Source organism: Pectinatus frisingensis (assembly GCF_014076555.1).
GTDB classification, from domain to species: Bacteria; Bacillota; Negativicutes; order Selenomonadales; family Selenomonadaceae; genus Pectinatus; species Pectinatus frisingensis.
In genome coordinates this window covers 1,992,815-2,015,841 of the sequence record NZ_CP045424.1, presented here as the reverse complement: position 1 = coordinate 2,015,841, position 23,027 = coordinate 1,992,815, and the positions used below count along the sequence as shown (strand labels likewise).

Annotated in this window: 20 protein-coding genes; 19 read left to right on the top strand and 1 reads right to left on the bottom strand. The window is 35.5% G+C overall.

Translation table 11 applies throughout. The annotated features are described in order from the left end of the window. Window positions 1-326 precede the first annotated feature (326 nt). Window positions 327-1,673 (bottom strand): S-layer homology domain-containing protein, encoded by a 1,347-nt coding sequence (locus F8M42_RS09440; RefSeq protein ID WP_182186245.1) that lies wholly within the window; start codon window positions 1,671-1,673, stop codon window positions 327-329. A gap of 548 nt (window positions 1,674-2,221) precedes the next feature. Between F8M42_RS09440 and F8M42_RS09435 the strand changes: the two genes are divergently transcribed. From F8M42_RS09435 to F8M42_RS09345, 19 genes are all read left to right on the top strand, one after another. After that, the gene (locus tag F8M42_RS09435; RefSeq protein WP_182186243.1) at window positions 2,222-2,935 is read left to right on the top strand and encodes a GntR family transcriptional regulator; all 714 of its coding nucleotides are present in this window, start codon (window positions 2,222-2,224) and stop codon (window positions 2,933-2,935) included. Between the two features lie 220 nt (window positions 2,936-3,155). Continuing rightward, entirely contained in the window at window positions 3,156-3,464 is a 309-nt protein-coding gene (locus tag F8M42_RS09430; RefSeq protein ID WP_182186241.1) for a PTS sugar transporter subunit IIB, read from the top strand. Then, window positions 3,464-4,174: a GntR family transcriptional regulator gene (locus F8M42_RS09425; RefSeq protein WP_182186239.1), complete on the top strand. Its 711-nt coding sequence runs from the start codon at window positions 3,464-3,466 to the stop codon at window positions 4,172-4,174. The genes F8M42_RS09430 and F8M42_RS09425 overlap by 1 nt, the downstream gene beginning before the upstream one ends. Window positions 4,175-4,537: 363 nt before the next feature. Beyond that, window positions 4,538-6,127, top strand: a complete 1,590-nt coding sequence (locus F8M42_RS09420) for a DUF4127 family protein (RefSeq protein ID WP_182186238.1) — start codon at window positions 4,538-4,540, stop codon at window positions 6,125-6,127. Between the two features lie 219 nt (window positions 6,128-6,346). Next, complete coding sequence (locus F8M42_RS09415) at window positions 6,347-7,420, top strand: glycosyltransferase family 9 protein (RefSeq protein ID WP_182186236.1); 1,074 nt, start codon at window positions 6,347-6,349, stop codon at window positions 7,418-7,420. 4 nt (window positions 7,421-7,424) lie between these two features. After that, the gene (locus F8M42_RS09410) at window positions 7,425-8,438 is read left to right on the top strand and encodes a glycosyltransferase family 8 protein (RefSeq protein ID WP_182186226.1); all 1,014 of its coding nucleotides are present in this window, start codon (window positions 7,425-7,427) and stop codon (window positions 8,436-8,438) included. A 13-nt stretch (window positions 8,439-8,451) separates the two neighbouring features. Further along, entirely contained in the window at window positions 8,452-9,456 is a 1,005-nt protein-coding gene (locus F8M42_RS09405; RefSeq protein WP_182186224.1) for a glycosyltransferase family 8 protein, read from the top strand. 25 nt (window positions 9,457-9,481) lie between these two features. Beyond that, window positions 9,482-10,708 (top strand): O-antigen ligase family protein, encoded by a 1,227-nt coding sequence (locus F8M42_RS09400; protein ID WP_182186223.1) that lies wholly within the window; start codon window positions 9,482-9,484, stop codon window positions 10,706-10,708. 7 nt (window positions 10,709-10,715) lie between these two features. Further along, window positions 10,716-11,642, top strand: coding sequence for an NAD-dependent epimerase/dehydratase family protein (locus F8M42_RS09395; RefSeq protein ID WP_182186221.1), 927 nt, complete (start codon window positions 10,716-10,718; stop codon window positions 11,640-11,642). A 115-nt stretch (window positions 11,643-11,757) separates the two neighbouring features. Next, window positions 11,758-13,113, top strand: coding sequence for a sugar transferase (locus F8M42_RS09390; RefSeq protein ID WP_229711321.1), 1,356 nt, complete (start codon window positions 11,758-11,760; stop codon window positions 13,111-13,113). Between the two features lie 243 nt (window positions 13,114-13,356). Further along, window positions 13,357-15,108 (top strand): ABC transporter ATP-binding protein, encoded by a 1,752-nt coding sequence (locus tag F8M42_RS09385; RefSeq protein WP_182186220.1) that lies wholly within the window; start codon window positions 13,357-13,359, stop codon window positions 15,106-15,108. Window positions 15,109-15,160: 52 nt separating this feature from the next. Beyond that, the gene (gene pseB / locus F8M42_RS09380; protein WP_182186219.1) at window positions 15,161-16,141 is read left to right on the top strand and encodes a UDP-N-acetylglucosamine 4,6-dehydratase (inverting); all 981 of its coding nucleotides are present in this window, start codon (window positions 15,161-15,163) and stop codon (window positions 16,139-16,141) included. Beyond that, window positions 16,138-17,286, top strand: a complete 1,149-nt coding sequence (gene pseC, locus F8M42_RS09375) for a UDP-4-amino-4,6-dideoxy-N-acetyl-beta-L-altrosamine transaminase (protein ID WP_182186218.1) — start codon at window positions 16,138-16,140, stop codon at window positions 17,284-17,286. Before pseB ends, pseC begins: the two co-directional genes overlap by 4 nt. Continuing rightward, window positions 17,283-17,978 carry a pseudaminic acid cytidylyltransferase gene (gene pseF / locus F8M42_RS09370; protein ID WP_182186217.1) on the top strand — a complete coding sequence of 232 codons (696 nt, stop codon included), beginning with the start codon at window positions 17,283-17,285 and terminating at the stop codon, window positions 17,976-17,978. The genes pseC and pseF overlap by 4 nt, the downstream gene beginning before the upstream one ends. Further along, window positions 17,975-19,036: a UDP-2,4-diacetamido-2,4,6-trideoxy-beta-L-altropyranose hydrolase gene (gene pseG, locus F8M42_RS09365; RefSeq protein WP_229711320.1), complete on the top strand. Its 1,062-nt coding sequence runs from the start codon at window positions 17,975-17,977 to the stop codon at window positions 19,034-19,036. The genes pseF and pseG overlap by 4 nt, the downstream gene beginning before the upstream one ends. A gap of 23 nt (window positions 19,037-19,059) precedes the next feature. Next, on the top strand, window positions 19,060-19,680 hold the full coding sequence (locus F8M42_RS09360; protein WP_182186216.1) for a formyltransferase family protein: 621 nt from the start codon (window positions 19,060-19,062) through the stop codon (window positions 19,678-19,680). Continuing rightward, the gene (gene pseI / locus F8M42_RS09355; protein ID WP_182186215.1) at window positions 19,667-20,704 is read left to right on the top strand and encodes a pseudaminic acid synthase; all 1,038 of its coding nucleotides are present in this window, start codon (window positions 19,667-19,669) and stop codon (window positions 20,702-20,704) included. Before F8M42_RS09360 ends, pseI begins: the two co-directional genes overlap by 14 nt. Continuing rightward, a complete protein-coding gene (locus F8M42_RS09350; RefSeq protein ID WP_182186213.1) occupies window positions 20,686-21,723 on the top strand; it encodes a Gfo/Idh/MocA family protein in 1,038 nt (345 codons plus the stop codon). The genes pseI and F8M42_RS09350 overlap by 19 nt, the downstream gene beginning before the upstream one ends. After that, window positions 21,716-23,014 (top strand): DegT/DnrJ/EryC1/StrS family aminotransferase, encoded by a 1,299-nt coding sequence (locus F8M42_RS09345; protein ID WP_182186211.1) that lies wholly within the window; start codon window positions 21,716-21,718, stop codon window positions 23,012-23,014. Before F8M42_RS09350 ends, F8M42_RS09345 begins: the two co-directional genes overlap by 8 nt. Window positions 23,015-23,027: the final 13 nt, after the last annotated feature.

Here is a 23,027-nt window from a genome sequence, read left to right as displayed (position 1 = left end):
AATGTGCTATTTAAATTTTAAAAATCATTTAGTGTAATTGAAGAAAAGGGGTTGTCGCACAAACGACATTGACCTCATGAATATGCGATCTACTGCCGTTATCTGGTTCTGTGTCCTTACAAAAGAAAATAGCGGGAACGGAATATCGTATATTTATGAATGAAAATGTTTGTGTGTGACAGCCCTTTATTTTTGTATATTTACATAAAATGAAAAATAAAAAAATTCCTTTTTTTAGTAAAATAATACACTGCTGATTTCTCCAGCATCAGCAGTGTAAAAAAAGAGGAATTTTTAATAGCGTACTATTGGGAAATTATTGGAAATTAGAAGGCAAAGATAAGGTTAGAGAAGAAAGCTGTATGGTGAGGATTTTCTGCAGCATATTCAGAATTAATTGCTTTACCGAAGAAGAAATAGTTTTGCAATTGAATATTCTTTGTGAAATGGTACCAAATACTGGCTTCCATACCCTTACTGCCAGGCTTTTCACTACCGTTAACAATACTAGACATAATAAGAGCATCAGAACCAAGATACCGATAGCCGATAGATGATCCCCAACGCTTGTCACCCCAAGGACTACCATTGTAAACGAGTTTAAGATCGTAAGCTTTGTTTTGATAATCTTGATTACCATGAGAATAGAAACCGGTAAGATCAAGATTTTTAGCTAGATTTTGACGGGCATTAAGAGCGATAATACCTAATCTGCCATCATAAGCATTCGGGGATTTGAGACTATAATAACCAAGTCCGGCAGATGTTTTGGGTGTGAAGGTATGTTCAGCAGAAAAACCGTATACACCAAGAGTAGCGTCATCTCTTGTGCTTCCGTCATTATAGAAATCATAGCGATTGCCATGGCGTATAAAACCGGCTGACCAAGGGGAAGACAGATCAGCATTTTTTTCATATACTTTACCAGTATAAGCCTTAAGTGTAGTTTTACCCATGTTGTAATCAACTGCAACACCTTTAGTACGGGCGTTACCAACGACACCATCTTGTAAATCAGGAGTAAAAAGACCAATTGTAGCATTAATATCTTTACCAATTGGACCTTGGGCATACATACGATAAATCATGGCGTTGACATCTTTATTAGAGGTTCCATAAAGATCAGAGAAGGATTCTTCTCCATTCCAGCCTTTGGTATTGGTTCCCCATTTCCAGTCTAAACCACTGTGGAATCCCCATCCGTCACCAACATCAGCATCGACGTTTAAGAATATTTCTTTTTCCCACCAAGTATGACTATCACTAATACCTTTCATAGCTTTGTTAGCAAAAACACCACTTATTTTTACATTATCGGTTTTCTTTTCGACATTTGACATACGAATGCCAAGAGAAGTCAATTCATCGGAGAACTCATTAGATAGGCGCTGTATTAGAGCTCTATCTTCCTCATTGGCTTTTTCAGAATGGGTACGGGCACTAGCAATCATTTGTGCCATTTCGTAACGAGTAACAGCTCTGTCACCACGGAATGTACCATCGCCATAGCCGGTAATGATACCGTCATTGGTTAGTTTAGTGACGGCAGCCACTGCCCAGCTATCTGCCGGTACATCAGAATATAACTGGTCAGCAGAAGCAGCATATGCTGCACTTGTGGTAATAATAAGTGCGGATAAAGTAGATAAAATAACTTTTCTTTTGTTTTTCATAAATTTCCTTTCTCCCCTTACTTTATGAATATAACAGAAAATTCATATTCATATTAATTAACTTAACAGAGTTAATATAACATCAATACTGTCAGTTTGTCAATAAAAAATATATCTTTTATATAAATAAAATATAACAAAAATTAAATAAAGCATTACAAATAAAAATAATACAAAGATGTTTTTATATATTCCTATTTACCATCAAAATATTGCAATAACAGCAAAGAATTATTGAAAAATTACGATAACTAAATTATTATATAAGTATAGTAATTATATATTTATATAATAATTTTAGAATGAATATGTTATTTTGTTAAAATATTGATTTGAATCGATTTTAAAATAAAACATGGGACATAAATATCTTTTTGGAAATATCCAAAAAGATATTTATCAAAGAATAGACAACATGATTATAAGACATGTTAAAATGGAAATTTATTTATAAAATTATAGCAAAATTATTGACATAACAAACAAATAGTATTGTTATGTCAAAGCGTATTAAGTTATAATATATATTATAAAAATGAGGTGGGATAATGATTAAATATCAAACGATTGCAGATGATATTAAAAAAAAGATAACTAATGGGAAATATATGCCCGGTGAACAACTGTCATTAGAAAAAGAAATGTGTGATGAGTATGGTGTAAGCAGAATTACTATAAAGCGCGCTGTTGATGAATTAGTTAATTTGGGATTGGTGGTTAAGAGGCGTGGTTCCGGTACATTTGTAAAATCAATAGAAGATGAGGAAGATATAAGAGAACTTAGCATGGCGCGCCAATTTGCCGGCTTTGCAGAAACAAACAAGGGACATGAAATAGGAACAGTGGTGATAAAGTTTGATATTGATCACCCATCCAAGGAAGTAGCAGCGAAACTGCAGCTAACGACAGAAGACTTTGTCTATGACATAATACGTGCTCGGTCGGCTGATGACCAAGCAATCGTTATTGAATATACCAAAATGCCTATTCAGTTGATTGCCGGTTTGAAAAAAGAACATATCGAATCGTCTATTTATTCCTATATACAAGATAAGCTGCATCTTAAAATTCAATCAGCTCATCGTACTATTCGTGCGGTAATGCCAACTTCTTTAGAAAAAAAATATTTAAAAATTGATAAAGAGTTGCCTCTGCTGGAGATAGAACAGGTTGCTTTCCTCGATGATGGCAGCCCGTTTGAATATTCAATATCACGGCATCGCGGAGATAAAATAGCATTTAAAACAGTAAGTATTCGTTAATGAAAAAAGTTTTGATTTTGTGACTCAATTTGGAAACCATATGGATTTTATGAAAGATATTTTTTATATAAAAGTTACTATAATCTGAGGTTTAACTATTTTATTACTTATATGTATTTATTTAAAAATATTCCAGTAAAAGATATGTCATTTTATTGACAAAAGATATATTAAATCTTATAATATAAAAATGTAATAGTCAATTTTAGGAGGAAAATAAATGAATATATATTTAGTATGCAATGCCGGGATGTCAACATCAATTTTGGTTAAAAAAATGCAGGATGAAGCAGAAAAGCAGAATTTATCAGACATACATGTGGAAGCTTTTTCAGTGGAGATTCTGGATGAAAAGGTAGATACTGCTGATGTGGTTTTGCTGGGACCTCAGATCCGCCATATGCTCAATGATGTAAAAAAGATAATAAATGGTAAATGCCCGGTAGAAGTAATCGATATGAGAGACTACGGTATGATCAATGGTAAAAAGGTTTTGGAAAAAGCACTGAAACTTGTCGGCAATAAATAATGGTAAAATACCAAAACATTGCTAATGAACTTCGTAAGAAAATAGCAAGTGGAGAATATCCTCCCGGTACACAGATCGCTTTGGAAAGGGAATTGTGTGAAAAGTATTCAGCTAGCCGGATAACAGTAAAACGGGCTGTCGATGAGCTTGTCAAGCAGGGGCTGATCGTTAAGCGGCGCGGATCAGGAACCTTTGTGAAATCAGTTGAAGATAGTGATATGAAAGCTTTGAGCATGTCGAGGCAGTTTGAGGGATTTACTGAAAGCTATCAAGGGAAAAAAGTAACTTCCCAAATAATAAAATTTTCTATAGTACATCCTGAGAAGGATATTGCCACTAAACTGCTTTTAAAGCCGGATGATTTTGTCTATGATGTTATACGGGTTCGCTGTGCATTGGATGTTCCAATAGTAATAGAGTATATGAAGATGCCGATACAGCTTATCCCTGGTTTAAAAAAGGAAATATTGAAAAAGTCTATTTATGCTTATATTCAAAATGAATTGAAACTGAAAATTCAATCAGCACACAGGAGAATATGTGCTGTTATGCCGAGTAAGGAAGAGAAGACCTATCTGGGTATTGAAAGCACACTGCCGTTGCTGGAGATAGAGCAGATTGCCTTTTTGGATGATGGACGACCGTTTGAATACTCCGTATCCAGACATCGCGGTGACAAAATAGCTTTTAAAAGTGTAAGTGTAAGATAAGAAAATAGAATAGAACATAGATTGAATAATGCTCTGTTGAGAATCATTTGAGGTTAACTAAATGATTGATTCGGCAGAGCATTTTATTGTTTTTATAGTGAGGACAGTTGAAATATTTTGTTTGAACAGGGTAATGGACAGGTAGTATAATAAAATCGTATGATTATATGAATTGAACTTCGTACTTGGTTTTGGTTGACTAGTACAATAAACTTGAACCGCTCTTACCTTTTGTCCGCACAGAAAGGCGGGAAACTGTGCACCGCATGGTGGTGGGTTGCATAGATTTGACAGCTTTTACCGATTGGTATAATGCTGACTAACACAATTTTATAAGTAGAACATTACAGGAGGATTTTAACATTGAAGTTTATAAAATTTCTTATATTTCTTTTTTTCGTCATTGGCGGCAGTATGACTGCCGGTACGGCATCAGCTCAGTTTAATAATACAATCTTGTTTGTACCGCATGATAACCGTCCTATTTCTTTTCAGCAGACAGCGGATAATATTCGGGCGCTTGGCTATAATGTGATAACACCACCGGAAAACTTACTGGGAAACCGTGACGATTTAGGTCATCCGGAAGCTCTGGAAGAATGGGTGATGGCAAATGCCGGTAAGGCTGATTTTGCGGTTTTGTCAGCGGATTCCTTAGTATATGGCAGCCTTGTGGCTTCACGCAAGCATAATATACCGGCAGATGTGCTGCAGCATAGAGCTCAGGTTTTTTCTGCTTTGCATCAAAAATACCCTTATTTGCCGGTTTATGTTTTTGGCTCGATTATGCGCACACCCCAGACTAGTGAAGCATCTTCTGAGGAACCAGACTATTACCGTGTTTACGGTACACAAATAGCCCGGTATACGGCGCTTTCAGATAAGCAGGAAAAAGATGGACTGACAAAAAAAGAGACAAGGGAAATGGACGACCTGGAAAAGGCTATCCCACAGGCATCTATTAATGATTGGTTGTCACGTCGGGCAGGAAACTTTACTGTAAACAAATACTTGATAAGTCTTACAAGAGATAAAGCTATTTCTTATTTGGTCTTAGGCTGTGATGATAATGCCCGGTACTCACAGACAGACAGAGAACGCCGGGCGCTTGATAAGTTCGCCGGTGCCGTTGATTCTTATAAATCAGTGGCCGGCGTGGACGAACTGGGGATGATAATGCTGGCACGTGCTGTCAACCAACTCAAGGGGGACATTCCTTTTGTCAGTGCACACTATGCCGCCGGAGTAGGGGCGGATACCGTACCGGCTTATTCCAATGAACCGATAAAAGACTCAGTTAAAACACATATAAGTGTGGCCGGCGGGCTGCAGATAAATAACGACAAAAGGGCTGATTTGGTGTTGTTGCTCGACACCGATGAAAAAGGTGTAACTTATGCAGCCAATGATCCGGATAATACTCTTACACCACGTGCCAATACAGTATCCTTTATTGAAATGACCGGAAGGTACCTGGCAGAAGGTAAAAATGTCGGTATAGCAGATATCGACTTTGGTAATGGTGCAGACAATGCACTAATGAACATACTGTGGCAAAAGGGATATTTGGCAAAACTTGGAGCTTATGCCGGCTGGAATACACCGACTAACAGCAGTGGTTATGCTATAGCTATGGGGATGCTCGCTTCTTATGCTGATAAAGATGAAACAATTGAGATGTTAGTACCGCGTTACCTGGATGACTGGCTTTACCAGGCCAATATTCGTCAGCAGGTTGCCAATAAAATGGATAGTTTTACTGGTGAAGGCGACTATGGCGATACAAAGACACGTATTATACAGGCACAGCAGTATGCAACAGAATTGATGCGTCAGGCTGTCGTGAAGTACGGTTTAACACAGTTCCCAAATCAACAGTCATTGAAAAACGTACGGGTTGAATTCCCATGGCATCGTCTTTTTGAAGCAGCTTTTATCATACCAAAAGAATAAATGCAGTCCAGATGTAAACTGAATACAACTATAGGTTGTTGATAATGGTTTTTTATAGTAAAATTAAAAAGTGTATGTTAGGTATATGGTTTATACTAACTTGATTTTATTAAGAAGAAAGCTGTCATTAATTAACTAAATTTATATTGAATATATAAGCGTTGATTCCAGTAAGAAATTTTATATGCGCTATATAAAAGAGAGAAGTTATAGCTTATAATGGAGAGAAAGTCTGGAAGTGTAGTTTACAAAAACATATTAGTATTGAACCTGCGTAAGATCGGCGATACCATTATGGCTACGGCAGCGGCTTACCTTTTAAAAAAAGCGTATCCGGACGCTAAAGTAACAATGCTGGTAAAACCATTGACCAGAACAATCGTCGAAAATAATCCGGTTATTGACGAAGTATTACTTTATAACTACTCCCACAAGGCAAAAATATCTGAAATACGACAGACGGCCGGGCTGCTGAAAAGCAGGCAGTTTGATCTGGCGGTGGTGATAGATGGCAAACCTCGCTCAGCAATACTTGCTTATCTGGCTGGGATACCCAATAGGATAGGTTTTGAAAATATAACCTTGCGCAATATATATTTGAGATTATTCTATACACAGATATATGATATTGACTATGATTTTGCCGCTACTCAGCAGGTAAAAAACCATGAAATATTTATAAACCGTATAACTAAGAGAAATGATACAGCCAGGATGATAATGCCGGAAGTACCTGAGGCAGATAAAAAGATAATAGATGAACTGCTGTCAGGATTTCCCGCTGATAAATTGAAAATAGCATTGTGTATAAGAAGTGGCATAGTTTATAAGGACTGGCCGCAAGACAGTTTCATAAAGACAGTGCAGGGACTCTCGCAAGAACATAATAATGCTGTTTTTTATACAGTAGGTTCAAATAATGATTATACTTATGCGCAGGAATTTATAAGAAAATCCGATATGGATATTAAAAACCTCTGCGGCAGGACCAATCTGCCGCAGTTGGGTTATCTTTTGCAAAAAACAGATTTTTTATTATCGGTGGATACCGGTACGGCACATATAGCAGCGGCAGTGAATACTAAAGAAGTAGTCATTTTCGCCGGAACATCGCACAGGCACTGGGCCCCTTATGGCGGTAATATAGCGGTGGTTTACCCGGATATCAGCTGTTATCCCTGCAAGGATAAGGTAAGAAGAAAATGTATAGATTATCCTTGCTTACAAAATGTGTCAGTGAATCAGGTAATAGCAGCGTGTGATAAAGTAATGGCAGATATGGAAGGAATGTAGTAAAATGTTTGAAAACACAGTAAAAGGAAAAAACGTTTTGTCAAATAGTGCATTTCCACCGGAACAGGCTGATATACATATTGCTTTTGGGATAAGTGCTGATTTTACATACCCAGTAGGAGTGCTTATTACTTCCATATTGGAAAACAATCATGATTTAAAAATCGCTTTTCATATATTTGTCGATGGTGCGATTGCACTTGAAGAAAATAAAAAGTTTATGACCTTATTATTTTCTTATAATACGTCGATAACTATTTATGGGATAGATAATAGCATTTTTACCGGACTTGATGACAGGGAATTTACAATTGCCACTTATTATCGATTTGTCATACCATATCAGCTGAAAAATGTTGCATCAAAATACCTTTATTTAGATGCTGATATAATATGTCTGAATTCGCTGGACGCTTTTTCTAATATAGCTTTTGCTGGAACTGCAGCATGTGTGGTAGAAGATTTTGAACTGGATAAGAATAACCAGCCTATATTAACTGCTGCCAATACAGGGTATTTTAACGCCGGCGTGATGTATATTGATGTACAGCAGTGGCTGCATCAGCAGATTTCAGAAAAATGTATCGACCTGCTTCGTGAGGTAAATGAGCATCCTGAGCGAAAAGCAGTATATGGATATGCATTCCAATGCTTTGATCAGGATGCATTAAACGTAATATTAAAGGACAAGGCTGTGCATTTGGCTCCCTCGTATAATTTTTTATGTAATATAAGCCTGAAAAAAAATGCAAAAGTAGAGAAGATACCGGCAGATACGATTTTTCTCCATTATCATGGTTTTAATAAACCTTGGCACGAATGGTGTTTTCATCCCTTGTCCAGGTATTTTCGTAAATACTGGAAACTGTCTCCATGGAAAGATACTCCGCTTGATACAAGACCAACCAAGTATCGCCAGATGAGGCTTTATGCCAAGTATTTCATGAAAAAAGGAGCCTTTTTTACAAGCCTTTACTGGGTATATAGGTCGGTTATGAAAAAGTATATCCAAAAATAAAGGAGGAAAATGTGTGGATGAATTTGTAATAAAGCATATGTTTTTACAATCTATAATTGAACGGGAAAAATTTTCGTTTATAGAAAATGAAGATAATATTGCGGGACATATCGGTTACGGACTGGATAATAATGCAGCACGTATGACAGGTACATCAATAACATCTATTTGTGAAAATAACAAAGATAAAAAATTTGTTTTTCATTTGTTATGTAACAATATATCGGAAGAAAACATACACAGATTTGAGAGCTTAGCACAACAATACAAAATTGATATAAATATGTATTTTTTAGATATCAAGTCTCCCTTGTTGCGTAATTTAGCAACTACTTCTTTATTTCCATTACCAATATGGTACAGAATTTTTTTCCCATATATTTTAAAAACGGATATATTTCTTTATTTAGATACTGATATTATATGTATAGCAGATATTTTTAATTTATTTAAAATGAGTATAACCAATGAGATAATTGGAGTTGTTGTTGATTTTAAATCTGTACGAGAGAAGGCAACTAAAAAATTAAAACTGAAAAATTATATGTATTTTAATAGTGGGTTTATGTTAATTAATATTCAGAAGTGGAATTATTATAATATAACACAGAATTTGCTAAACATTCTTGAGCAAAATAAGACTCTTTTAGATCAGGATGTGTTGAATATATTATTTTCCCAAAAACCACATTTCTATTTAAGTGATATTTATAATAATATCGGTTTATGGTGTGAATCAGAAGAAGTAATAAAAAATAAATTGAAAGAGATTAAATTAATACACTTTGCAAATCACCCTAAACCATGGAGTATATTATGGCAGTATGAAAAAAGGCCATATATGGAAAATATTTATAATAAATACGAAAAGTTGTCACCATGGAGAGAAATGCCTTTGGAGTTACCCCAAAATTATCATCATAAAAGATGGTATGCGGAGATACTCAGAAATGAAGGGAAAATAAAAGAATCACTATATTGGTACTGGCAGTATATCAAGGGAAAATATGAACTGTAATGAACTGTAATAATGAGGGAAATGTATGCCAACAATATCAAAAGAAATATTTGCTGAAAAAATAGATGAATTGATGTATTGGGGATTAATTTTATTTTCCCTGACATTTTTCTTTGATCTGCCAATAAATTTATTAACAATAGTTTTTGTACTTGGTTTAGTAAAACTTATTTTTATCAGACCACGGATAAAGATACGAGGGAAATATATATACTTTATTGCAGCGTTTCTTGTATTAGTGTTTGTATCAGTGTTGTTTAATACAGGAGGAGCTTCTTTTAGCAGCATGTTTGCAGCTTATAAGAGCAGATTTATGAGCCCGATAATGGCATTTTTGCTGGTATTTTTATTTGATTTTACAAAAAAAAGAATAGCTGTAATGCTTTCTTGTATGGCTGTAGTTTTTTCGTTAAATTCAGCAGCTATTATTTGGCAGCATTTTATTTTTATGACATTACGTCCTGTGGGATTTTGTACTAATACAATGCTTTTGGCGGTCAGCAACATATTTATAGTGCCTATCTTACTGCGGCTGGTGTTTGAAAAAACGTTGCCGGGTATATTAAGAAAACTTTATTTATTTACAGTTATAATTAACATTCCTGCAATTATTTTTTCCGGTACGCGTATAGTATGGATCAGTTTGACACTAAGTAGTGTCATAACACTATTGCTTTATACAAATGATAAGAAAAAAGCTGTGGCTGTAATAATAACAGCCGGACTGATTATCACCGGTATTTTTATGTCATCAGATAAGCTGGAAAAACGGTTTGAAGTAATAACAGATCACTCTATGAAAATAGGGGATTACACAAATTCTCCAAATACAGAAAGAATACTTATGTGGGAAAGCTCACTGAAAATGATAAGAGATTATCCATTGGCTGGTGTCGGTATAGATAATTTTCACGAATTATACAAAACTAAATACAAAAATCCAGTTGCGTTGGAAACTCCATGGCATCCGCATAATGTCTTTCTGGCGATGGCAGTTGAATCAGGTTTCATTGGTTTTAGTGGGTTTATTGCACTATTTGTTTATCTGTATTACAATGTTACAAAAATATGGCGAAAGTCTGGCTCAGTTGCAGCTTCGGTGTATTTTTTATCGCTGCTGTCGTACAATATCAGTTTTTTAACTGATAGTTTATTTTGCGGACATTACCTGAAGCTGCCTACTTATATGTTTTGGTTTATCACTGCTGCCTATTTAGCGATGAGCGGGCAAATAGAAAGAAAAGAAGGATAATTAGTAAGTGAGGAAAGTATTAGTGACGGGCGGTGCCGGATTCATCGGATCGCATCTTGTGCCATATCTTTTAAATAAGAATTATGATGTGGTAGTACTGGATAACCTGGATGGCGGAAAAAAGGATAATATCCCGCTTGATGTAGAATTTTTACAAATGGATGTGTGCAGTCCGAAGCTTTTGGCTGTTATGCAGCAGGAAAAATTTGACGCGATAGTTCATCTGGCAGGACAGACTACAGTTGCCGATTCAATAAAAAGCCCGCTTCAAGATGAGCAGATAAACATTAATGGAACAGTAAATCTATTGGAAAGTGCCGTTAAAACGGGTGTGGCAAGAATAATATTTTCGTCTACGGCAGCTGTTTATGGTGATAATGATAATCTGCCATTACAGGAAACGGAGATAGTGAGACCGCTTTCTTTTTATGGACTGAGTAAAGTGACGGCGGAGAAATATATCAGACTTTATAATACATACTTTGGTCTTGATTATGTAATATTCCGTTTTGCCAATGTATATGGTGAACGTCAGGGAGACGGCGGAGAAGGCGGAGTCATAAGTGTATTTGCCCGACAGATCGCCGGAGGGAAAACTATCAACATATTTGGCGATGGTAATCAGACACGGGATTTTATTTATGCCGGCGATATAGCAGCAGGTATAGAGTGTGCATTGCACACAGATAAAGTAAATGATACATATAATTTGAGTACGAAAACTGAAACGAGCCTCAATGGCTTGGTGGATGTATTTAGAAAAATTACAGCACAAAATTTAAAGATGGATTACAAGGACAGGCAGCAGGGCGATATATACCGTTCTATCCTGGATAATGCCAAAGCCAGTGAAAAACTGGGCTGGTATCCGCAGATTTCTTTGAAAACAGGGATAATGAATACATATCAGTATTTTGCCGCCAATAAAAAATAAATAACAACATTTCCTTTAGGCATGATATTTGCTATAATGGTCATAGTTTAAATAAGGTTCATGAATATGACAAAAGTAGATGTGACTGCATCATCTAAATGAAGGATGGATTATTTTGCCACGATTTTCTGTATTGCGTAAGTTAATATTACTGTCGGGCGACATATTGGGAGTAATACTGTCGGTATATCTGTCGGTGCATTTTGTATTGCTGTTTAAGGAAGTTCCGTTCACTACGGATATATATTATCGATTTATGCCAATGAACATTATAACCATTGGCATATTTTTTAATCTGTATAGATTATATTCCTTAAAACAAAAGACCTATAACGAAATATTTCTTGGTATAGGTCTTTCTATTATTTACTCTTTCATCATAATGATGGCGTTTAGCTTTTACTTCAGGGAATTTTCTTATTCACGCAGTGTGCTGGCTATGACGGGAATACAGGAATTTGTTATTTTGAATATATGGCAGTATTTTTTCTGGCGTCTGGAGATGCTGCTGACTACACCACGAAAAGTGCTCTTGATCGGCAGGCATGATGAGATAGACAGAGTAAAAGGGCGTATGTACAGCATACCAAACTTAAAATATAAAATCATCAAAACAATAGATGATACCGGTAACTATGAAACATATCTGCAAAGCATAATCGATGTAGATCTGGTCATTATCTGTGCAGGGCTGTCACTGCAGCAAAAATCAAGAATTATGGAATCATGTCAGCAGATGCAAAAACAAGTTCTTTTGTGGCCATCTATATATGAACTGTTCTGCTGGGCATTGGCAATAAATAAAATAGATGACATCCCTTTTTTTTCACCGCAGTATATTAATCCCAGTCTGGAGCAGCGTTCGTTAAAACGCGTATTGGATATAATACTTGCCGGTATGGCATTGATAGCGTTGATACCATTGATGGCTGTCACGGCCATGTTGATAAAGCTTGACAGCAGGGGACCTGTTTTTTATAAACAGCTTCGAGTCGGGCGCTATGGAAAAAACTTTTTTGTATACAAGTTCCGCAGTATGCGAACGGATGCCGAGAAGACATGCGGTCCGGTGATGGCAGGAGAAGATGATCCGAGAATCACACATGTGGGCAGATTCTTACGCCGTACCAGAATAGACGAGGTACCACAGTTTATCAATGTACTTAAAGGTAGTATGAGTATAGTCGGCCCCAGACCGGAACGACCTTTTTTTGTGGAAAAATTCAAGAAAGAAATTCCAGAATATATCTACAGATATAATGTAAAACCGGGCATAACCGGTATGGCGCAGGTGTATGGCAAGTACAACACAACGGTATATGATAAACTTATCTATGATCTTATGTATATTCAGCATTGTGACGTGTTTACCGATTTTACTATAATGATACAGACGGTACGGGTATTATTTCAAAAAAGCAGTACTGAAGGCGTTGTAAATAACAACGCCGAAAAAGACAGTTGTGCCTAGTTTTTGCTTTAATACCTAAGTTCTTCTGTCCGCCTTTAGAAAGGCGGACAATCGTGCATAGAGTGGTGGATTGCATCTTATATTACAGAGCGAAAGTTTTCAACTTTTGAGAGAACTTTATAGACTGCATACCTTTAAAGCCTTCCTTAACAGGGAGGGTGGCATGGCGTAGGTGCCATGCCGGAAGGGGTTACTTTTTGAACTTTGCCTCATCATAAAATATTAATTATAATAGAGAGTATTATGAAATCCTTATTTAAAATTTTTACTATATTTACACCAAAGCAGCTTAGATACTGTATCTTCATTGTCTTTTGCATGGTAATAGGTGCCATGCTTGAAGCCGTCGGCATAGGTGCGATACTGCCGCTTATTTCCATTATGGGACAGCCGGATTTTCTTCCTATGCATCCTTTAATTGCCCATTATGCTTCACTGGCAGGCATTACTACACATATAAATTTTATTATTGTTTGTGCGGCTGCATTGGGAGTTGTCTATGTACTGAAAAATGCCTATATAGCATGGGAAACCAAGTTACAGATAGATTTTTCCATGAAAAATCAGATATATTATTCTAAGCAGTTATTGGCAGAGTATTTTGCCAAGCCTTATATGTATCATTTGAACCATAATTCAGCAACGTTGCTGCGCAATATGAATTCATCTGGAGCAATTGTATTTTCTAGCATTCTTGTACCAACACTTACCCTGTTTACAGAAGTTATAACAGCAGTGACAATTTGGTTAATGCTAGTAATTGTAGATTCATTTACAGCTATTGTAGTGGCAGGTATTATGGGAGGGATGGTATATGTCATTATGAAATTTTTTCGTAAGAAAATATCGCATGCTGGTATTATACAGAATAAATATTCGGCCGAATACATAAAATGGGTGAATCAGGGACTGGGCGCTATAAAAGAAACTAAAATACTGCATAAGGAAGCATTTTTCCTGACCGAGTTTGATAAGTCCTATGCCAGATATGGAGAAGCCAACCGCAAGTTTATGTTTTTAAATCAAGTTCCACGGTTAATTATTGAAACTATAGTAGTTATTGCTTTGTTGGTACTTATTATAGTAAAGTCACTATTAGGGTATGAACCTATGGAAATAGTGCCTCTATTAGGGGTACTGGCATTGGCAGCTTTTCGTCTTATGCCCAGTGCCAATAGGATCGTCAATCTTTCTAACGGAATAAAATTCCAGATGCCATTATTTGATGAGTTATATGATGAGTTTATAAAAATAAAGAAGAGAAAAATAAATAATGTACAGATATTAATGGATAATGACATTAAAAAGATGAACTTTGAAAATGAAATAAGAGTAGAACATCTTCAATTTAAGTATCCGGAGGGTAAGTCTAATGTGCTGAAAGATGTATCGTTTGTCATCCCTAAGGGAAAGTTCGTGGGCATTATTGGACATACCGGTGCCGGTAAGACTACCTTTGTCGATATATTACTGGGACTGTTGGAACCAACCGGTGGCAGGATACTGGTCGATGGTGCAGATATATTTTCCAATATTCGCGGCTGGCAGATGAACCTGGCCTATGTACCGCAGAGCATATATCTTATTGATGGAACAATAAAGGAAAATATTGCCTTGGGAATTTCAGCACAAGATATAGATACAAAGCATATCGACAGAGTATTGAAGATGGCTGAGCTGTATGAGTTTGTGCAGGCTTTGCCAGATGGGATGGATACTATGGTAGGTGAGCGTGGGGTAAAACTTTCCGGTGGTCAACGCCAGCGTATTGGCATTGCCCGGGCACTCTTTACATCACCAACAGTATTGATCCTTGATGAAGCGACATCGGCACTTGACAATGACACTGAGCGCCATATCACGGATACTGTTCTAAGGTTAAAAGGAGAGATTACAATTATTGCTATTGCCCATAGAATCAGCACATTGGAAGATTGTGATTTTAGAGTAAAATTTGCAGATGGTAAAATTGAACTTGCAAATAAAACACAATAATGACAGTTATTAAGTAAGGAAAGTAATAACATTTTACATGGGAGTGAATGTTTTGTTTAATGGTAAAAATATTTTAATCACAGGCGGCACCGGTTCATTCGGCAAGAAATTTATTGAGATTTTATTGAAAAAATATAATCCTAAAAAGGTTATCATTTACTCACGTGATGAATTGAAACAATTTGAAATGCAGCAGGTGTTTAAGCAACCTTGTATGAGATATTTTATTGGGGATGTTCGCGATGAACAAAGATTGGAAAAGGCTATGTACAAAGTTGATTATGTAGTCCATGCTGCGGCTCTCAAGCAAGTACCGGCTGCTGAGTATAATCCCATGGAGTGTATAAAGACTAATATACAAGGAGCACAAAATGTCATTGATGCTGCTATTAAATGCGACGTAAAAAAAGTTATTGCTCTCTCAACAGATAAAGCTGCTAACCCGATAAATCTTTATGGAGCGACGAAACTTTGTTCAGATAAGCTTTTTGCAGCAGCTAATAATATGGTAGGAGATCGGAATACCAGGTTTGCAGTGGTGCGCTATGGTAACGTTATCGGCTCACGGGGCTCCGTGGTGCCATTTTTTAAGAAACTTGTGTCGGACGGGGCCAGAGAATTACCGGTTACTGACGAACGTATGACAAGATTCTGGTTGAAATTGGAAGATGCTGTAGAATTTGTGATAAAGAATTTTCAGCGGATGCAGGGCGGAGAAACTTTTATTCCTAAAATCCCCTCGATAAAAATCATGGATTTGGCAGAAGCTATTGCACCTGCACTGCCTATAAAAATAGTTGGCATACGTCCCGGAGAGAAATTGCACGAAGTAATGTGTCCGGTAGATCTGTATTATGATACCTTAGAGTTTACTGATCACTTTGTAATTATGCCATCCACTCATTTTGCTGATGATTATACAGTGAACGCAATCGGTGAAAAGGGAAAACCTGTACAGGATGGTTTTGAATATAATTCGGGAACAAATCCGCATTTTCTGACAGTAGAAGAACTTAGGGAGATGGATGTATGATTTACTATGGACGGCAGGATATAAATCAGGCTGATATAGATGAAGTAGTTAAAGTTTTACAATCGGATTTTTTAACGCAAGGTCCGGTACTTGAAAGATTTGAACAACGCATAGCCGGATATTGTGGTGTGAAATATGCTGTTGCAGTTACAAACGCCACTTCGGCGCTTCATATAGCCTGTGAGGCGGCAGGGCTTGGAGAAGGTGATATGCTTTGGACCACACCTAATACTTTTGTGGCTTCAGCCAATTGTGCACGTTATTGCGGTGCTGACGTTGATTTTGTTGATATTGATGATAATACATATAATATGAGTACAGATGAACTAGAAAAGAAACTTATAAATTCGACAGTAAAACCTAAGATTGTGGTACCGGTGCATTTTTCCGGTCAGCCATGCGATATGGAAAAGATAAAAGAACTTGCGGTGAAATATAATTTTAAAATCATTGAAGATGCATCACACGCATTGGGGGCTGAGTATAAAGAAACAAAAGTGGGCTCCTGCAGGTATTCAGATATGACAGTGTTTAGCTTTCATCCTGTGAAGATTATTACGACAGGAGAAGGTGGCATGATTGTTACAAATAATGAAGAATTATATAAAAAATTATTACTTCTGCGTTGCCACAGCATCACTCGCGATGAGAAAATGCTGAGTAAAAAATCAGATGGTCCTTGGTATTATGAACAAACCGGTCTTGGTTATAATTACCGTATGACGGATATGCAGGCAGCACTGGGGTGCAGCCAGATGGACAGACTGGATGAATTTGTAGCCCGTCGTAGATATTTGGCAGATAGATATAACAAATTATTGCAAAATATATCGGGAAAACTGCCATATCAGGATAAGAATGTCAAATCTTCATGGCATCTTTATGTAATGAGGCTGGATTTTACTAAAATAAAAATCAGTAAAAAAGAATTATTTGCTGAAATGAAAAAAAGAGGGATTACCCTTAACTTACATTATATACCAGTGCATTTGCAGCCATATTATAAAGCACTGGGATTTAAACAAGGTGATTTTCCAGTAAGTGAGAGATATTATGCAGAAGCTTTTACATTACCACTATATTATCGATTGACAGATGTACAGCAGGCAAATATAGTAAGTGCATTGGAGGAAGTTCTATCATGAATAATATTTGCATAATAACGGCTCGTGGCGGAAGTAAAAGAATTCCCAGGAAGAATATAAAAAACTTTTGTGGAAAACCTATATTAGCTTATTCCATTGAAGCAGCATTAGAAAGCAAGATATTTAATGAAGTTATGGTATCTACCGATGATGCTGAAATAGCTGAAATAGCCGTTAAATATGGGGCAAAAGTTCCGTTTATGCGTAGCTTAAAAAATTCTGATGACTATGCTACGACTGCAGATGTACTGGAAGAAGTAGTTAATGAATATAAAAAATGTAATAAAACTTTTAAATACATGTGTTGTATTTATCCGACAGCGCCATTTGTGACGGCTGAAAAGTTGGGAAAATCATTTGCAATGTTGCAAAGTAGTGGCGCTGATGCAATAATACCAGTGGTAAGATATTCATTTCCACCACAAAGATGTTTTATTATAGAAAATAAAAAATTACTTTATAAATGGCCTGAATATATGAAAACAAGATCTCAAGACTTAACACCATATTATCATGATGCCGGGCAATATTATTTTATTAAGATGAGTGTTTTCGAAAGATGTATTACATTGGTTCCTGATAATACAATTCCATTTCCATTAGATGAAATGGAAGTTCAGGATGTTGATAATTTGACGGATTGGCAGCTTGCAGAATTAAAATATCAATTGTCAATAGATAAAAATAAATGATGGTAATAGTTTTTCGGGTGGATTCGTCTATACAAATAGGCAGCGGACATTTGATGCGTTGTCTTACATTAGCCGGACAATTACAAAAGAAAAGTAATGCTAATATCATTTTTATTTGTCGTAATTTAGAGGGTAATTTAAGTAATTTAGTAAAAACTCATGGATATAAATTGATATTATTACCCGCGGTTGATATTTTTGTTTCGAAATTAGATGGTTATGCTAAATGGCTCACTGTGTCACAAGATTACGATGCGTATGAAACTATGCAACAATTAAAGGATTTATCTCCTGTTGATTATATAGTAGTTGATAGCTATGCAATAGATAAGAAGTGGGAGATACAAATCCGCCCGTATGTGAATAAAATCATGGTTATTGATGACTTAGCAAATAGAAAACATGATTGTGATATTTTATTAGATCAAAATTTTTATTTGGATAATGATATAAGATATATTGGTATGGTTCCTCAGAAATGTAAAATGTTATTAGGGCCACGTTATGCATTGCTAAGAGATGAATTTCATCAAGTAAAAAATAAAATGAGAATACGAGATGGCAGCATAAAAAATATTTTGATATTTTTTGGCGGTTCTGATTTAACAAATGAAACAATGAAGGCTCTTAAGGCAATTGCTCTATTAAGAAACAAAGATATTACAGTTAATGTAATCACCGGGGAAAATAATTCACATAATAATGAAATAGAAAAATATTGTACTCAATATGACAATATACATTATTATTGTCAAGTGGATAATATGGCAGAATTCATGAATGAGGCAGATATTGCCATTGGTGCTGGAGGAACGACAACATGGGAAAGGTGCTTTTTAGGTTTACCTGCTATAGTAATAGCGGTTGCAGAAAATCAAGTAAAAATTTGTGAAGATTGTGCAAAAGAAGGTTTTATAATTTACCTAGGATACTATATTGAAGTAAATTATGTAGATATTTACCAATATTTAGGATGCCTTAATAAGGCTAGTTTGAGTAAAATAAATAAACGATGTTTATCTGAAAAAATGGGTAATATAGCTATGAATAATGTTTAAATAAGTGATTAAGGGTTAATTTAATGAGCAACAGTAAAGAAAAGAAATATTCAATATTATTTTTAACTAATAATACTAATACATTAGATTTGTATAAATGGTTATTATTAGATAATAACGTGCGAATATTTTATGATAAAATAAATATGAGTGTGTTAAAAAAAATAAATCCTGATATTATTATTAGTTATAATTATAAATATATCATAGATAAAAATATTATTGTATATATGAAAAATAATATCGTAAATTTACATATATCGTATTTGCCATGGAACAAGGGCAGTAATCCTAATTTTTGGAGTTTTATAGATGATACACCTAAAGGAGTATCCATACATCTTATTGATGATACGCTTGATACAGGAGTAATTCTTTTTCAAAAAAAAGTTTTTTTTAATGAAAAAAAAGAAACTTTGAGAACATCTTATGAAAAATTACATTTGGAAATTAAGGCACTTTTTAAAAAAAATTGGGGAAAAATAAAAAATGGAGATTATGTTATAAAGAATCAAACACCTAGTGGAAGTTATCATGACATAAAAGAGTATCAAAAGTTCATTGGTGATACTGAAATAGACTATGACGAACCAATTTTTATATTAAAAAGAAGACTGAGGAATATAAAAAATGAAAAAAAATGAAAAAAAATGTAATCAGGAACCACTTGTAATAGCAGAAATGTCGGGCAATCATAATCAATCACTGGAGAGAGCAATCAAAATTGTTGAAGAAGCAGCTAAAGCTGGTGCGGATGGTATAAAATTACAGACATATACAGCGGATACTATGACTATTGATAAAAACGATGGAGAATTTTTTATTAAGGATAAGGATAGCTTGTGGCAGGGTGAATCGTTATACAACCTTTATAAAAAAGCTTATACACCATGGGAATGGCATAAAGTGATATTTGCTAAATGTAAAGAATTGGGAATAATGTGTTTTAGTACACCATTTGATAATACTTCTGTGGATTTTTTAGAGCAGTTTGATCCTCCTTACTATAAGGTAGCATCTTTTGAAAATATAGATTTACCACTTATTAAAAAAATCGCCCAAACTGGTCGGCCGATGATCGTTTCCACTGGGATGGCGAGCATTGCCGAACTCGATGAAATGACTGCCTACGCCAGAAAAAATGGTTGTAGGGATTTAACTCTTTTAAAGTGTACTAGTAGTTACCCCAGCACACCGGATGGGACTAACCTTTTGACGATACCGCATATGCGCGATTTATTTCAATGCAAAGTAGGTTTGTCAGATCATACTTTAGGTATAGGTGTATCAGTGGCCGCTGTTGCTATGGGAGTATCGATGATAGAAAAACACTTCACGTTATCACGTGGTGAGGGCGGAGTAGATTCAGCCTTTTCTATGGAACCGGCAGAAATGGCACAACTTGTAAGAGAAGTGAAATCGGCTTATTTGGCTATGGGATCTGTACATTATGGAATATCGGAGCAGGAAAAGGAATCTTTGCAATTTAGGCGCAGTCTTTATATAGTGGAAGACATGAAAACTGGTGATATTATTACAGCGCAGAATATGTGTTGCATAAGACCGGGAATGGGACTGGCACCTAAATATTATGATATATTGCTAGGTAAAAGGGTAAAATGCGATGTAAAACGGGGTACAGCTGTAAATTGGAATATGATAATGTAAAAAATAGAATATGGAATGCTGCAGTTATTGGTCTGGGTAAAATAGGTATGACATATGATTTTGATATTAAAAGGACTCATCCTTCATCACATGTACTGGCTTATAATGATAATGAAAATGTAAATTTAGTCACAGCCATGGATGTTGAAAATGGGAAAAAAGAAATGTTAAAAAAACTTTCACCAACTACAAGTTTTTATACATCAGTAGAGAATGCTTTAAAAAATAAAAATATTGATATAGTAAGCATTTGTACACCGCAACAATATCATTTAAAGAATATTATTGAGGTGTTGGAGTATAGTAACCCTAAAATAATTTTTTGTGAAAAACCACTGGTAAAAAATACAAATGAGATATCTTTATTAAAAAATATTATAGATAATAAAAAATGTATAATAATTCCCGATATATCAAGGCGCTGGCTTACAGAACTGCAGAAGGTAACGCAATATATTGCTCAGGGAGAATATGGTTCTTTGGAAAAAATCAGTATTCGCTATACACGTGGAATTTTTAATACTGGAACGCATTTGTTTGATTTGTTAAAGATGTGGACGGGCAATAATATTGAAAAAGTTAGAGTTTTAAAAAAAGTGAGTACGTCTTCAGAAGATGAAGGAGAGCAAAGCTTTTCGTTTTTCTTTGAGCAGAAAAATGGTGTGTATGGATATGCAGAGGCCATAGACGACAGAGAATATTATTTATTTGATATTGATTTATTTTTCTCACAGGGAAAAATTGAAATGAGAAATAGTGGAAATGATATATATTGCTACTCTGTTGGAAAGCACAGTTTATTTTCTGGATATCGTGGTTTCAAACGAGATAAACATATATCAGGGATATTATCAGATAGCAGCATGAAGAAAGCAGTTGATAATATAATTGATGTATTAGAGAAAAGGGCATTTCCTGTGTGCACTATGAGGGATGCCTTCTATCCTATTTATGTGGCAGAGACATTGTTGAAATCATATAAAACAGGTAAAGAAGAAAGGGTTGACTATTATGAATGAATTGGCATTATTCGACGGTGTTCCAGTCCGCAAAACAGCAATTCCATGGACTAATACAATGGGAACCGAAGAAGAAAATGCAGTTGTTGATGTTATGCGTAGTGGGATATTGTCAGATTTCGTGGCAGTAAGGGGAGATAAATTTTTAGGGGGTTCTCGTGTAAAGAAATTGGAAAAGGCTTTTTGTGAAAGATTCAGCACTCAATATGCCATTACTGTTAATTCGGCAACAACGGCATTGCATACGGCTATAGCTGCTTGTGAAATAGGTCCAGGCGATGAAGTTTTAGTATCTCCTTACACTATGACGGCTTCTGCTAGTGCTATCTTAATGAATGGTGCTGTACCAATATTTGTAGATATTGATAGGGAAAGATATACGATGGACCCATTGCAGATTGAAAAATGGATTACACCAAATACAAAAGCTATCCTGACAGTTAATATATTTGGTCTTCCAAGCGATTTACCAGCTATTATGAAAATTGCTAGAAAACATAATTTATACGTTATTGAGGATAATGCACAGGCCCCAGGTGCTACAATAAATGGTAAAGAAGCTGGTACAATAGCAGACATAGGCGTATTCAGTCTGAATTATCATAAGGTAATACATAGCGGTGAAGGTGGAGTACTGCTGACTAACAATAAAGATTTGGCATATAGATGTCAGCTTATGCGTAATCATGGTGAGGTCATTCTCGATGAGAGTGATGATATGGATACTGTTGCATTAGGCAATAACTATAGAATGAGTGAAATTCATGCGGCTATTGGGATTGAGCAATTGAAAAAATTGGATGGGTTTTTAAAAACACGGAGAGAATTGGCGGAAAGATTAACACAGGGACTGAAATTTGTTAAAGGATTGAAGGGAGTTTTTATACCAAAAGGATATACTCATTCGTATTATGTTTACCCTATTCAATTTGATAGTGAAATATGGGGAATAAGCAGGGAAATTTTTGCAAAAGCTATAGCATCAGAAGGGTTTCCTTTAGGGATAGGGTATGTAAAGCCTATTTATTTAATGAATATGTATAAACACAAACATGTTTATAATCACACACAATATCCATTTAGTCTTATTGAAAAAAGCACACAAAAATATGAAAAAGGTGTTTGCCCTGTTACAGAAAACATGCATTATAATACATTATTAGTAGCAGATGTATGTAGAGTTCCATATACTAAGGACAATATAGATGAATTTTTATTAGCCATTACTAAAGTATGGAATAATAGGAAGGCACTAAAAGAATATGAAAAAAATTGTATTTGTCGTACATGATCCGGGAGGATAT

Coding starts and splice junctions, on each gene's coding strand:
- F8M42_RS09440 (WP_182186245.1), bottom strand. CDS start 1,673: ATGAAAAACAAAAGAAAAGTTATTTTATCTACTTTATCCGCACTTATT.
- F8M42_RS09435 (WP_182186243.1), top strand. CDS start 2,222: ATGATTAAATATCAAACGATTGCAGATGATATTAAAAAAAAGATAACT.
- F8M42_RS09430 (WP_182186241.1), top strand. CDS start 3,156: ATGAATATATATTTAGTATGCAATGCCGGGATGTCAACATCAATTTTG.
- F8M42_RS09425 (WP_182186239.1), top strand. CDS start 3,464: ATGGTAAAATACCAAAACATTGCTAATGAACTTCGTAAGAAAATAGCA.
- F8M42_RS09415 (WP_182186236.1), top strand. CDS start 6,347: ATGGAGAGAAAGTCTGGAAGTGTAGTTTACAAAAACATATTAGTATTG.
- F8M42_RS09410 (WP_182186226.1), top strand. CDS start 7,425: ATGTTTGAAAACACAGTAAAAGGAAAAAACGTTTTGTCAAATAGTGCA.
- F8M42_RS09400 (WP_182186223.1), top strand. CDS start 9,482: ATGCCAACAATATCAAAAGAAATATTTGCTGAAAAAATAGATGAATTG.
- F8M42_RS09385 (WP_182186220.1), top strand. CDS start 13,357: ATGAAATCCTTATTTAAAATTTTTACTATATTTACACCAAAGCAGCTT.
- pseC (WP_182186218.1), top strand. CDS start 16,138: ATGATTTACTATGGACGGCAGGATATAAATCAGGCTGATATAGATGAA.
- pseF (WP_182186217.1), top strand. CDS start 17,283: ATGAATAATATTTGCATAATAACGGCTCGTGGCGGAAGTAAAAGAATT.
- pseG (WP_229711320.1), top strand. CDS start 17,975: ATGATGGTAATAGTTTTTCGGGTGGATTCGTCTATACAAATAGGCAGC.
- F8M42_RS09360 (WP_182186216.1), top strand. CDS start 19,060: ATGAGCAACAGTAAAGAAAAGAAATATTCAATATTATTTTTAACTAAT.
- pseI (WP_182186215.1), top strand. CDS start 19,667: ATGAAAAAAAATGAAAAAAAATGTAATCAGGAACCACTTGTAATAGCA.
- F8M42_RS09345 (WP_182186211.1), top strand. CDS start 21,716: ATGAATGAATTGGCATTATTCGACGGTGTTCCAGTCCGCAAAACAGCA.